General features: G+C 70.1%; 13 protein-coding genes. 8 read left to right on the top strand and 5 right to left on the bottom strand.

Annotation, left to right across the window (positions count from 1 at the left end; all coding sequences use genetic code 11):
* The 5 genes from EYA84_RS15530 to rny form a co-directional block, all read left to right on the top strand.
* Positions 1-651: MFS transporter (locus tag EYA84_RS15530; RefSeq protein ID WP_131053788.1), on the top strand; the 651-nt coding region annotated here is incomplete at its 5' end.
* A 5-nt stretch (positions 652-656) separates the two neighbouring features.
* The gene (locus EYA84_RS15525; protein WP_131053787.1) at positions 657-857 is read left to right on the top strand and encodes a DUF3046 domain-containing protein; all 201 of its coding nucleotides are present in this window, start codon (positions 657-659) and stop codon (positions 855-857) included.
* 185 nt (positions 858-1,042) lie between these two features.
* Positions 1,043-2,089, top strand: coding sequence for a recombinase RecA (recA, locus tag EYA84_RS15520; RefSeq protein ID WP_131053786.1), 1,047 nt, complete (start codon positions 1,043-1,045; stop codon positions 2,087-2,089).
* 8 nt (positions 2,090-2,097) lie between these two features.
* Positions 2,098-2,856 (top strand): regulatory protein RecX, encoded by a 759-nt coding sequence (locus EYA84_RS15515; protein ID WP_131053785.1) that lies wholly within the window; start codon positions 2,098-2,100, stop codon positions 2,854-2,856.
* A gap of 583 nt (positions 2,857-3,439) precedes the next feature.
* On the top strand, positions 3,440-5,206 hold the full coding sequence (rny, locus tag EYA84_RS15510; protein WP_131053784.1) for a ribonuclease Y: 1,767 nt from the start codon (positions 3,440-3,442) through the stop codon (positions 5,204-5,206).
* A 70-nt stretch (positions 5,207-5,276) separates the two neighbouring features.
* Here rny and EYA84_RS15505 read toward each other — a convergent pair whose 3' ends face one another.
* From EYA84_RS15505 to EYA84_RS15490, 4 genes are all read right to left on the bottom strand, one after another.
* Positions 5,277-6,269: an amino acid ABC transporter permease gene (locus EYA84_RS15505; protein ID WP_131053783.1), complete on the bottom strand. Its 993-nt coding sequence runs from the start codon at positions 6,267-6,269 to the stop codon at positions 5,277-5,279.
* On the bottom strand, positions 6,266-6,973 hold the full coding sequence (locus tag EYA84_RS15500) for an amino acid ABC transporter permease (RefSeq protein WP_131053782.1): 708 nt from the start codon (positions 6,971-6,973) through the stop codon (positions 6,266-6,268). The genes EYA84_RS15505 and EYA84_RS15500 overlap by 4 nt, the downstream gene beginning before the upstream one ends.
* 23 nt (positions 6,974-6,996) lie before the next feature.
* The gene (locus EYA84_RS15495) at positions 6,997-7,875 is read right to left on the bottom strand and encodes a glutamate ABC transporter substrate-binding protein (RefSeq protein WP_131053781.1); all 879 of its coding nucleotides are present in this window, start codon (positions 7,873-7,875) and stop codon (positions 6,997-6,999) included.
* 65 nt (positions 7,876-7,940) lie between these two features.
* A complete protein-coding gene (locus EYA84_RS15490) occupies positions 7,941-8,708 on the bottom strand; it encodes an amino acid ABC transporter ATP-binding protein (RefSeq protein ID WP_162854365.1) in 768 nt (255 codons plus the stop codon).
* Between the two features lie 170 nt (positions 8,709-8,878).
* On the opposite strand from EYA84_RS15490, the gene selD reads away from it, so the two are divergent.
* Positions 8,879-9,868 carry a selenide, water dikinase SelD gene (gene selD, locus EYA84_RS15485; RefSeq protein ID WP_131053779.1) on the top strand — a complete coding sequence of 330 codons (990 nt, stop codon included), beginning with the start codon at positions 8,879-8,881 and terminating at the stop codon, positions 9,866-9,868.
* Positions 9,869-10,156: 288 nt separating this feature from the next.
* Complete coding sequence (locus EYA84_RS15480) at positions 10,157-10,636, top strand: hypothetical protein (RefSeq protein ID WP_131053778.1); 480 nt, start codon at positions 10,157-10,159, stop codon at positions 10,634-10,636.
* Between the two features lie 164 nt (positions 10,637-10,800).
* Here EYA84_RS15480 and EYA84_RS15475 read toward each other — a convergent pair whose 3' ends face one another.
* Positions 10,801-11,019 (bottom strand): DUF2277 family protein, encoded by a 219-nt coding sequence (locus tag EYA84_RS15475; protein WP_117226614.1) that lies wholly within the window; start codon positions 11,017-11,019, stop codon positions 10,801-10,803.
* A gap of 52 nt (positions 11,020-11,071) precedes the next feature.
* Here EYA84_RS15475 and miaB point away from each other — a divergent pair, with 52 nt between their 5' ends.
* Positions 11,072-12,577, top strand: coding sequence for a tRNA (N6-isopentenyl adenosine(37)-C2)-methylthiotransferase MiaB (gene miaB, locus EYA84_RS15470; RefSeq protein WP_131053777.1), 1,506 nt, complete (start codon positions 11,072-11,074; stop codon positions 12,575-12,577).
* The last annotated feature ends 7 nt before the right edge of the window (positions 12,578-12,584 follow it).

The raw sequence follows: 12,584 nt of genomic DNA, 5'->3' as shown, positions 1-12,584 counted from the left end.
GCCAGGCCCGTGCCGGTGCCGGTGCCGTCGGCCCGGCGCGGTGCGGGGATGCGTGCCGCCTGGTCGGTGGTACGCGCCCGCCCGGCCGCCCGACTCGGCGTGGCCGCCGTGGCCGTCGGCCACCTGGTGATGGTGGCCGTGATGGCGATGACCCCGGTGCACCTGCGCGAGTTCCACCCGGTGGACGAGGTACTGCCGGTGGTGGGGCTGGTGCTGAGCATGCACATCGCCGGCATGTACGCGCTCGCCCCGGTGGTCGGCTGGCTCGCCGACCGGCTCGGCCGTCGCGCGGTGATCCTCGGCGGGGTCGGCACGCTGCTGGCCGCCTGCGCGGTCGCCGGCACCGCCGGCCACCACACCCCCCGGCTGGTCGTCGGGCTGGTGCTGCTCGGGCTCGGCTGGTCGGCGACCATGGTGGCCGGCTCCACGCTGCTGTCGGAGTCCGTGCCGGACGCGGTACGTCCCAGCGCCCAGGGCCTGTCCGACCTGCTCATGGGGCTGGCCGGTGCGCTGGCCGGCGCGATCAGCGGGTTTGTCGTGCAGGTGTCGGGATATCCCGTGCTGACCCTGCTGGCGGCGGTCGCGGTCGCCCCCCTGCTGGCGCTAGCGTTGCGGCCGGTGCCGGTGGGCGCACCGGACGAGGAGGACTGATCGACGTGCGGCTGACCGACTTCTGGACGCGGCTGGAGGAGGCGTTCGGCCCCGGGTACGCGGCCAGCATCGCCCGTGACCAGGTGCTGGCGCAGCTCGACGGGCGGACCATCGAGCAGGCGCTCGCGGCCGGTGCCCAGACGCACGTGGTGTGGCGTGCGGTGGTCGCCGCCTATCCCGACCGGGTGCCCGCCCGACTACGCTGAGCAGCCGATTCGTTACTTCCGCGTGTCCCTTGCCGACTCGTACACCTGTTCGGCTATTGTCCACAGCGGGGTGCTCGTCCACAGATCACGGCCCGTCGGCTGGTTTTCTGTCGGACCCAGCGCCTAGCGTGTCCCGCGTGACGCGAAGCTCAGGAAAGACGCCGGCGAAGGCAGGGGTGGCAACGATGGCGGCAGGGCCGGACCGGGAGAAGGCGCTCGACCTTGCTCTCGCTCAGATCGATAAACAGTTCGGCAAGGGCTCGGTGATGCGGCTCGGGGAGCGGCCGATCATCCAGACCGCGGTGATCACCACCGGCTCCATCGCCCTCGACGTCGCGCTCGGCGTGGGCGGCCTGCCCCGGGGCCGGGTCGTCGAGGTCTACGGCCCGGAGAGCAGCGGTAAGACCACGGTCGCCCTGCACGCGGTGGCCAACGCCCAGCGGGCCGGCGGCATCGCCGCGTTCATCGACGCCGAGCACGCGCTCGACCCGGAGTACGCCAAGGCCCTCGGCGTCGACACCGACGCCCTGCTGGTCTCCCAGCCGGACACCGGTGAGCAGGCGCTGGAGATCGTGGACATGCTGGTCCGCTCCGGCGCCATCGACATCATCGTGATCGACTCGGTCGCCGCGCTGGTGCCGCGCGCCGAGATCGAGGGCGAGATGGGCGACAGCCACGTGGGTCTGCAGGCCCGGCTGATGAGCCAGGCGCTGCGGAAGATCACCGGTGTGCTCAACAACACCGGCACCACCGCGATCTTCATCAACCAGCTCCGCGAGAAGATCGGCGTCATGTTCGGCTCGCCCGAGACGACGACGGGTGGTCGGGCGCTGAAGTTCTACGCCTCGGTCCGGCTCGACGTGCGCCGCATCGAGAGCCTCAAGGACGGCACCGACGTGGTCGGTAACCGCACCCGGGTCAAGGTCGTGAAGAACAAGGTGGCCGCGCCGTTCAAGCAGGCCGAGTTCGACATCATGTACGGCAAGGGCATCTCCCGCGAGGGTTCGCTGATCGACGTCGGCGTCGAGCAGGCGATCATCCGCAAGTCCGGCGCCTGGTACACGTACGACGGTGACCAGCTCGGCCAGGGCAAGGAGAAGGCCCGCGAGTTCCTCCGGGAGAACCCGGACGTGGCCGCCGAGATCGAGAAGAAGATCCTGGAGAAGCTCGGCGTCGGGGTCGGTGCGGGCGATGCCGCCGGTGGCCCGGAGCTGCCGCCGGTCGACTTCTGATCTGACTCATGGCTGGACGACGTGCGCGCACGGGGCGGGGCTGGGATGCCAGTCCGCCCCGTGCGGCCGATGGCACCCCTCGCCCCCGTCGAGGTCGCCGCGCCGCCGGTGACGAGTTCGACCCGGCCGCCGGTCCGCCCGACGACGAGACGGGCCCCGGCGCGTCGGCGGTCGAGGAAACGGCGGGCGGTCGACGGACGAACCCGCCCCGGGACGAGGCCGAGATGGCCCGGGAGATCTGCCTGCGGCAGTTGGCGGTGCGTCCGCGCACCCGTGCCGAGTTGGCCGCCGCGCTGGCCCGACGGGGCATCTCCGAGGAGACCGCCGTCGGAGTCCTCGACCGGTACGACGAGGTCGGCATCATCGACGACGCCGCGTTCGCCCGGGCCTGGGTGAGCAGCCGGCACGCCGGCCGTGGGCTGGCCCGCCGGGCGCTCGCCAACGAGCTGCGCCGGCACGGCGTGGACGGTGAGACCGCCAGTGAGGCGCTCGGTGAGTTGGACGAGACCACCGAGGCGGAGACCGCGCGGGCCCTGGTGGAGCGCAAGCTGCGGACGGCCCGAGGTGAGCCGGACGCGGTGTTCCGGCGACTGGTCGGCATGCTGGCCCGCAAGGGTTACCCCCCGGGCGTGGCGATCCGGGCGGTGAAGGACGCCCTGGCGGCGCAGAGCGCCGAGGCGGCCGAGTTCGCCGAGCGACTCGACGCGGACGCCTTGATCGACGCCGAGGGGGACGCTGCGGGCGGTCCGGGCGGTCCGGGCGACTGACCGGAGGTTCGCTCGGACATCGGTGGCGTTTGTCCGCTCACGTCCGACTCTTCAGTGGCTCAGGGTGACTGAGCGACTTCTCTCCGTCCGGGTGGTTTGATCATGACTTCTTGACCGGAGGGCGTTGGAGTCCTAGCCTCGCCATAAAGGCTCACATTGCCCGACCGGCGCAGGCTAAGCGCACAACATAGATCTCGTAACAGAACAGCATCACTTTGGCCGGTTTCGCCGGCTGCATACGTCGACCGGACAGGCCGGTCCGGATCGGCGTGACAACTGCACCCGGCCCGCCGACGGTCCCCGTGACCTCGTCGGCGGAGGAAGCCATCCCACGGCCAGGCGCTCCGGTCGGGCGTCCAGAGCCGTAGGAGCGTGTCCACCGGCATGCTGCTGCGGCGCGACGTTCAGGGGAGGCGCGCCATGTCGAGGCGGTACGGGTCCATCGGGTGGCCGGCATGAGCGGGGGAGCGGGCGCACCCGCCGAGGCGGGGGCCACCGACGACGGTGAGCAGAGTCCGGGGTCGCCGGGGAAGCCGACGCCCCGCCTCGCGGCGACCGGTGACGCAGCCCGGGGGGCCGCCGGATGAGGGGCCTGGACGTGGTGCTCCTGGTCGCCGTCCTGTTGCTGACCGTGGTCGTGCTCGGTGCGGCCTTCCTCGGGTTGCGGGTGCTGCGCGGCATGCAGTCACGCCCCGCGCCGGAGGATCCCGCCTACATCGCGGAGAAGGACCGTCGGGAGCAGTCGCTGGCGGCGTTGCGGACCGCCGCCGACGAGGTGAACAGCACCATCGACGTGGCCAAGTCGGCGGCGTCCGCCGCGCGCGCCGAGGCGGCGGGGGCCAAGGCGGAGGCGAAGTCGGCCCGAGCGGAGGCACGCCGGGTGCTCGACGACGCCCGCGCCGAGGCGGACGCCGTACTGGAACGGGCGCACAAGCAGGCCGAGGCGGACGCCGAACAGTTGCGGACGGCGGCCCGGCGCAGCGGTGAGCGGGAGGTGGCGGTGCTCGCCGCGACCACCCGGGAACAGGCCGCCGAGGTCGAGCGGCGGGCGACCCGGATGGACGAGCGGGAGCGGCTGCACACCGAGGAGGTGGAGCGGCTCGCCGAGCGGGAGCGCCAGCTCACCGCCGCGAATGCGGCGTTGGCGGCTCGTGAGGCGGCGCTGGCGGTCCGGGAGACGGAGCTGACCGAGGCGGAGAACCAGCGGCGTCGGGAGCTGGAACGGGTGGCCGGACTGACCGCCGACGCGGCCCGGACCGAGCTGGTCGAGGCGATCGAGACCCAGGCCAAGCGGGAGGCCGCGCTGCTGGTGCGGGACATCGAGTCCGACGCCCGGTCGACGGCCGAGCAGCGGGCCCGGCACATCGTGGTCGACGCGATCCAGCGGGTGGCCAGCGAACAGACCGCGGAGAGCGTGGTCAGTGTGCTGCACCTGCCGGGCGACGAGATGAAGGGCCGGATCATCGGCCGGGAGGGCCGCAACATCCGGGCCTTCGAGTCGGTCACCGGCGTCAACCTGATCATCGACGACACCCCCGAGGCGGTGCTGCTCTCCTGCTTCGACCCGGTACGCCGGGAGGTGGGCCGGTTGACCCTGGAGAAGCTGGTGCTCGACGGCCGGATCCACCCGCACCGGATCGAGGAGGTGCACGACCTGGCCCGCCAGGAGGTGGACCAGCTCTGCCGGCGGGCCGCCGAGGACGCCCTCGTGGAGGTCGGGATCACCGAGATCCACGACGAGCTGATCACCCTGCTCGGGCGGCTGCGCTACCGCACCTCGTACGGGCAGAACGTGCTCAAGCACCTGGTGGAGACCGCGCACATCGCCGGGGTGATGGCCGCCGAGCTGCGCCTGGACGTGCCGTTGATCAAGCGCTCGGCGTTCCTGCACGACATCGGCAAGGCGCTCACCCACGAGGTGGAGGGCAGCCACGCCATCATCGGTGCCGACGTGGCCCGCAAGTACGGCGAGAGCGAGGACGTGGTGCACGCCATCGAGGCGCACCACAACGAGGTGCCGCCGCAGACCGTCGAGGCCGTGCTCACCCAGGCCTCCGACGCCTGTTCCGGCGGACGGCCGGGGGCACGGCGGGAGAGCCTTGAGGCGTACGTGAAGCGGCTGGAGCGGATCGAGGAGATCGCGGCCGGCAAGCAGGGTGTGGAGAAGGTCTTCGCCATGCAGGCGGGCCGGGAGATCCGGGTGATGGTCAAGCCCGACGACGTCGACGACATCGGCGCGGCGGTGCTGGCCCGCGACGTGGCCAAGCAGGTCGAGGAAGAGTTGACCTACCCGGGGCAGATCCGGGTGACGGTGGTACGCGAGTCCCGGGTCACCGAGATCGCCCGCTGACGCCGATGGCCGGTCGGTGGCTTCTCGCCTCCGACCGGCCATCCGGTTCGTGTGGTGCTCCTGATCGAGGTCAGGTGGTGGTGCCGGCGACCGCCACGTCCTGGCCGAGACCCGGCTCGGCGCGGTTCGGGGTCGCGTCGTCCTTCGGCGTGTTCTTGATCGCCCGACGGCCCTGGGCGAGGCGGCGCTGGGCGTACTCGGCGAGCTTCGACAGCAGGTAGTTGACGGCGATGTAGATGACGCCGACGACGAAGTACACCTGGATCGGGTTGTCCAGCACCTGGATGACGAAGCTGCTCTTCCGGAGCACCTCCTCGTAGCTGATGATGAAGCCCAGCGAGGTGTCCTTGAAGACCACGACGAGCTGGCTGATCAGCGCCGGGAGCATGATCCGGAACGCCTGCGGCAGCAGGATCATCCGGGTCGCCTGGAACGAGGTCAGACCGATCGCGTCGGCCGCCTCGCGCTGGCCGCCGGGCAGGCCCTCCATGCCGGAGCGGAGGATCTCACCGATGACCACACCGTTGTAGATGGTCAGGCCGATCACCAGGTACCACAGGATGCTGCCCAGGTCCACGCCGAGCACCGGCAGGCCGCTGGCGCAGAAGAAGATCGTGATGACGACCGGCAGTCCCCGGAACACCTCGACGAAGAACTTGGTCACGCCGTTGAGCACCCAGCTCAGCCCGCGTACGGCCAGGGCCACCGGCGGCGCCAGGGTGGTGAAGCGACGGCGCATCAGCGCCTTGAGCTGCACCCGCAGGATGGCGAGCAGGGTGCCGAAGACCAGCGAGCTGACGATGGCCAGCGCGGCGGCGATCAGCGTGGCCTGGAAGCCCTGGCCGAGCTGGGTCCACACCTGGCCGAAGACCTCGTTGCTCGGGTCGATCAGCGGTCCCCACTTCTCCATCGCGAACTGCTCACGCTCGTCGAGCGGCTTGTACACGAGGAAGTAGGCACCGGCGACGGCCGCGACGGCGGCGAGCACGCTGGAGATGATGGTGACCCGACGGGCGCGCGGACCGGGGGCGTCGTAGAGGACCGACATCGTCTGGTTGCTCATCGGGCCACCGCCTGCCGGCGCTCGATCCGGTCCAGCATCAGGCCGAGGGGGACCGTGAGGATCAGGTAGCCCAGGCTGATGCCGATGAAGACGGGGATGATCGGCAGGCCACCCACACTGGTGAGTGCCTGGCCACTGGCGGAGAGGTCTCCGGCGACGCCGAAGAAGCCGGCCAGCGCCGAGTTCTTGATCATGGCGATCAGCACGCTGCCGAGCGGCACGATCGCTCCTTTCCATGCCTGGGGCAGGACGACGAAGCGCAGGTTCTGCGTGAAGGTGAGCCCGATGGCCCGAGCCGCCTCGGCCTGGCCGCTCGACACACCGTTCACACCGCTGCGGACCGCCTCGGCCACGAACGCGGCCGTGTAGACGCTCAGCGCGATGAACGCGAACCGGAAGTACGGGAGGTCGGTGCCCATGCGCTGGAAGATCGCGTCCAGCCCCGGGATCCGGAGGAAGTCGGCGTTGGACCCGAGTGCCGGGAGACCGAACGCCGCGAAGAACATGACAATCGTGAGTGGACAGTTGCGCAGCACCGTGACATACGTTCCGCCGAGCCACCGCAGTGGCGGCACCGGCGAGATCCGCATGACGGCCACGAGAACGCCGAGGATCAACGCCCCCGTGGCCGACAGGATGCAGAGCTGAAGAGTGACAAAGAATCCACTGCGAAAGACGTCGAAATTGTCGACGAGGACGTTCACGAAATCACCCTTCAGCTAAGGGATCAGTAGCGGTCGACGGTCGGGATCTTCGGGTCGGTCGAGTCGACCTTGCCCGCGGTGTTCTTCCAGGCCTCCAGGTAACGGCCGTCGGTGAAGGACGCCTCGAGGGTGTCGTTCAGGAAGGTGCGGAAGTCGTTGTCGCCCTTCTTGAGGCCGATGCCGTACGGCTCCTCGGTGAAGGTCTCACCGGCGAGCTTGAACTGGCCCTCGTTCTGCGACATGTAGCCGGTCAGGATCACGTTGTCCGTGGTGATCGCGTCCACCTGGCCGCCCTTGAGGGCGTCGAGGCACTTGGTGTACACGTCGAAGACGACGAGCTGCTCGGCGACGTTGCTCAGGTACGGCTCGATGTTCTTGGCCGGGGTCGAACCCTGCACCGAGCAGATCTTCTTGGTGGTCGTCTTGAACGAGTCGGGGCCGGTGATCTCGTTCTCGTCGGCCCGGACCAGGATCGTCTGGCCGGCGATGTAGTACGGCCCGGCGAAGTCGATCCGCTCCTTGCGGGTGTCGTTGATCGTGTAGGTCGCGATGACCAGGTCGACCGCCGACTCCTCGATCCGCTGCTCGCGGACGGCGGACGGGGTCTCGACCCACTCGATCTTGCTCGCCGGGATGCCCAGCTCGGCGGCGATGACCTTGCCGACCTCGACGTCGAAGCCCTGCGGGTCGCCGTCGAGGCCCTTGAGGCCGAACAGCGGCTGGTCGAACTTGGTGCCGATCTTGATGGACTGGGCCTTGTTGAGGCGCTCCATCGTGCTGCCGGCGGCGAAGTCCTTGGTCTCGCCGGTGGCGGCGTCGTCGGCGTCGTCCCCGCCGCAGGCGGTCATGCCGAGGGCGAGGGTGGCTGCCGCGGCAACGGCCGCTATGCGCTTAATACGCATTTTTCATCTCCTTCTGCGACAAAGCTCCGCCGCCGGGGGGGACGGCGTGCTCGTATTCGGTCGGACTAGTGAGTGAGGATCTTGGAGAGGAAGTCCTTGGCCCGGTCGGTCTTCGGGCTGGCGAAGAACTCGTTCGGGGTGGACTCCTCGACCAGCTTGCCGTCGGCCATGAAGATGACCCGGTTGGCGGCGTGCCTGGCGAAGCCCATCTCGTGGGTCACCACGACCATGGTCATGCCGTCACGGGCCAGCGAGGTCATCACCTCCAGCACCTCGCCGACCATCTCCGGGTCGAGTGCGCTGGTGGGCTCGTCGAAGAGCATCGCCTTGGGCTGCATGGCCAACGCCCGGGCGATCGCGACGCGCTGCTGCTGACCGCCGGAGAGCTGGGCCGGGTACTTGTCGGCCTGGTTGGCGATGCCCACCCGGTCGAGCAGGGCCAGACCCCGCTCGCGGGCCGCCGCCGGCTTCTCCTTGCGCACCTTGACCGGGCCAAGGGTGACGTTCTCGAGGATCGTCTTGTGCGCGAAGAGGTTGAAGGACTGGAACACCATCCCGACCTCGCTGCGCAGCTTCGCCAGGGCCTTGCCCTCGGCCGGCAGCGTCTGGCCGTCGAACGTGATGGTGCCGGAGTTGATCGGCTCAAGTCGGTTGATCGTGCGGCACAGGGTCGACTTGCCGGAGCCGGACGGGCCGATGACCACGACCACCTCACCCCGGTTCACCGACACCGAGACGTCGTCCAGTACATGCAACGGCCCGAACCACTTGTTGACCGAGTCCAGCACGATGAGCGGTTCGCCCGTCGTCACGTCGTCCACCGTCCCCCTCATTGCTTTGAGGGCCGGATGACCCTCGGTTAGCGGCCACTGTAGGCGGGGCGACATGTCGGTAGACAACTCAGTTGGTCACGGAGCGGTAACACCGACCCGGATCCTGACCTGAAGTCCGAAATTGCCTGTGAGCGCTGGTGCTCACACCGAGTGACGGAGATCATGGGGCTATGACCGAGGCAGTGCGGCTGACGCGGTACGCCCGTGGCGGCGGATGTGCGTGCAAGATCCCACCCGGCGAGCTGGAGGCGATGGTGGCCGGGCTCGGTCCCGCCGCCGGCGCGGCCGACCTGCTGGTCGGGCTCGATCACGGCGACGACGCGGCGGTTGTCCGGCTGGACGAGCGGACCGGCGTGGTGACCACCGCCGACTTCTTCACCCCGGTGGTCGACGACGCGTACGACTGGGGCCGGATCGCCGCCGCCAACGCACTCTCCGACGTGTACGCGATGGGCGGCACCCCGTTGGTGGCGCTCAACCTGCTCTGCTGGCCCCGTGACGTACTGCCACTGGAACTGGCCCGCGAGGTGCTGCGCGGTGGCCGGGACGTGGCCCAGGAGGCCGGCTGCCACCTGGCCGGCGGGCACAGCGTGGACGACGACGGTCCCAAGTACGGGCTGGCCGTCACCGGCCTGGTCCGGCCGGAGGAGCTGATCACCCTCGACGGCGGGCGGGCCGGACTACCGCTCTCGCTGACCAAACCGCTCGGTGTCGGCGTGCTCAACACCCGGCACAAGAACACCGGGGAGAACTTCCCCGAGGCGGTCGCCGCGATGACCACGCTCAACCGGGATGCGGCCCGGGCGGCGGTCGCGGCCGGCGTGCGCTGCGGCACCGACGTGACCGGATTCGGTCTGCTCGGCCACGCGTCGAAACTGGCCCGGGCCAGCGAACTCACCGTGGTGATCGACACTGCCCGGGTGCCCTATCTGGCCGGCGCCTCGGAAGCGGTGCGGGACGGGTATGTCAGCGGCGGCTCCCGCCGCAACCTCGAATGGGTGACCCCGTGGACCGACTTCGGCGCCGTCGGTGAGGCCGAGCGGCTGCTGCTGGCCGACGCGCAGACCTCGGGCGGCCTGCTGGTGGCCGGCGAGGTGCCGGGCGCCCCGGTGATCGGCGAACTGCGACCGCGCAGCGAACACCGGATCGTCCTGCGCTGACGGTCGTCCTGCGCGGGCCTCGGGTAGAGCCCTGGATCGTTCCGCACCACTGACCCGCGTGGGGCACCGGATGGCGCTGCGCCGACCCGGCGAGCCGTTGCGTGGGAGCGCGGACCATACCCGATAAACTGTCACCTTCCCGCTACGTCGAGCGATGTGACGTCGGGAAATTTTGCCCAGAATGGTCACAGACCGGTAACTTGCCCCCGGCTTGGGGCAAATGCCCCCCACCATCGTCAGTAAGGCCCGATCCGGAGGCCGGTGGAACGAGCACAGCGAGGAGGCGGCATGACCGAGCTGTGGAACTGGAGAATCGACCAGGTGCGACCGGTGGAGGTCTACCCGGCACTGGCCGAGGCGCTCGGTCGGGTGGTCATGCCCCTGGCCGTGGCCGACCCGACCCGGTTGCCAACGTACGCGGTGATCTGCGACGTGTGGCAGGCGCCGGGGGAGTTCGCCACGATCGTGGACAGTTACGGCGTACCCGACGGGTTGCCCGAACTGCCCAGCGTCGCGGCGCTGGCCCGGCTGCTCGACCGCAACTGCCTGCTGCGCGACGACACGCTCGACGAGACCCGGCACCTGCTGGTCGCACCCGACGGGAGCATCCGTCCGGTGCACTTCGACGTGCGGGAGACCGACGACGGTGAGGTGCTCAGCGAGCGCCGCCTCTGCACCGAGGCCGACTCGCGCTGTCGGGGCTGGTCCCGGTGCCACCGCTCGCGGTGGACCCCGGACTCGGTGAACCCCGCCCTCGCCGCCGCCTGAGGTGTAAGGAAGGGCCCCTTCTTAACGCCTCGTGCAGAGCACGGGCCCCCTCTTAACGGCGCGAGCCGCCAAGACGAGGGTTGCTGTTAACAAGGGTCCCTTCCTCTACCGCAGGCGTTAACAAGGTGCCCTTCCTTGCACTGAGACGGCACCGAGGGTGCGCGTCAGCTCGGGCGGGCGCCGCGGACCACGAGTTCGTCGAGCAGCGTGCGGGTGGCAGCGGCGACCGCGGCCACCGCGGCGTCGAACGCGGCGGCGTTGTGCGCCGCCGGCGCGCGGAATCCGGAGATCTTCCGGACGTACTGCAACGCCGCGGCCTCCACGTCCGCGTCGGTCACCTGTGGGGTGTACGGCTCACGCAGGGTCTTGATGCTTCGGCACACGGCTCCTCCTCGTTCCGCCCCGTTACACGGGTCCGGCTACGCTTTGCACGTCATGACTACCGCAGCGGCGGGCGGCCCGCGCACCTACCAGGTGCGCACCTACGGCTGCCAGATGAACGTGCACGACTCCGAGCGCATTTCCGGCCTGCTCGAACAGGCGGGATACATCCGCGCGGGCGAGGCCGACGACACCCCGGACGTGGTGGTGTTCAACACCTGCGCGGTCCGCGAGAACGCCGACAACCGACTGTACGGCAACCTCGGGCACCTGCGGCCGGTCAAGGACCGGCACCCCGGGATGCAGATCGCGGTCGGCGGCTGCCTGGCGCAGAAGGACCGCGGCGACATCGTCCGCAAGGCGCCCTGGGTCGACGTGGTCTTCGGCACCCACAACATCGGTTCGCTGCCGGTGCTGCTGGAGCGGGCCCGGCACAACTCGGCCGCCGAGGTGGAGATCCTCGAAGCCCTCGACGTGTTCCCGTCGACGCTGCCGACCCGCCGCGAGTCCACGTACGCGGGGTGGGTGTCGATCTCGGTGGGGTGCAACAACAGCTGCACCTTCTGCATCGTGCCGTCGTTGCGGGGCCGGGAGAAGGACCGCCGTCCCGGCGACATCCTCAGCGAGGTGCGGGCGCTCGTGGACGAGGGCGTGCTGGAGGTGACGCTGCTCGGGCAGAACGTCAACTCGTACGGCGTGGAGTTCGGCGACCGGTACGCCTTCGGCAAGCTGCTGCGCGCCTGTGGGGAGATCGACGGGCTGGAGCGGGTCCGGTTCACCAGCCCGCATCCGAAGGACTTCACCGACGACGTGATCGCCGCGATGGCCGAGACGCCGAACGTCTGCCACTCGCTGCACATGCCGTTGCAGTCCGGCTCCGACGAGGTGCTGCGCGCGATGCGCCGGTCGTACCGGTCGGAGAGATACCTGGGGATCATCGAGAAGGTCCGCACCGCGATGCCGGACGCGGCGATCACCACGGACATCATCGTCGGTTTCCCCGGCGAGACCGAGGCGGACTTCGTGCGCACGCTGGAGGTGGTCCGCGAGGCGCGGTTCTCCTCCGCCTTCACGTTCCAGTACTCGAAACGCCCCGGCACGCCCGCCGCGACGATGGACGGCCAACTGCCCAAGCAGGTGGTGCAGGAACGGTACGAGCGGTTGATCGCCTGCGTCGAGGAGATCACCTGGGCGGAGAACCGCAAGCTGGTCGGCGAGACCGTCGAGGTGCTGGTCGCCGTCGGGGAGGGCCGCAAGGACGACCGCACCGGCCGGATGTCGGGCCGGGCCCGCGACGGCCGCCTGGTGCACTTCGCGACGGGCACGGTCGAGGCGGGCTCGATCCGGCCGGGCGACATCGTGCACACCACGATCACCTACGCCGCCCCGCACCATCTCAACGCCGACGGGGAGCCGGTGTCGCACCGGCGGACCCGGGCCGGTGACGCGGCCGAGGCGGGACGCGCGCCGCGTACCCCCGGGGTGTTGCTCGGGTTGCCGTCGGTCGGCGCGCCGACCGTGGTGCCCGCGCCGACCAGCGGCTGCGCCGTCGCGACCTGAGAGCCGG

Source organism: Verrucosispora sp. SN26_14.1, from assembly GCF_004307965.1.
Taxonomy (GTDB): domain Bacteria; phylum Actinomycetota; class Actinomycetes; order Mycobacteriales; family Micromonosporaceae; genus Micromonospora.
Note: the sequence above shows the minus strand (reverse complement) of the source record. Positions and strands in the feature narration are given on the sequence as shown.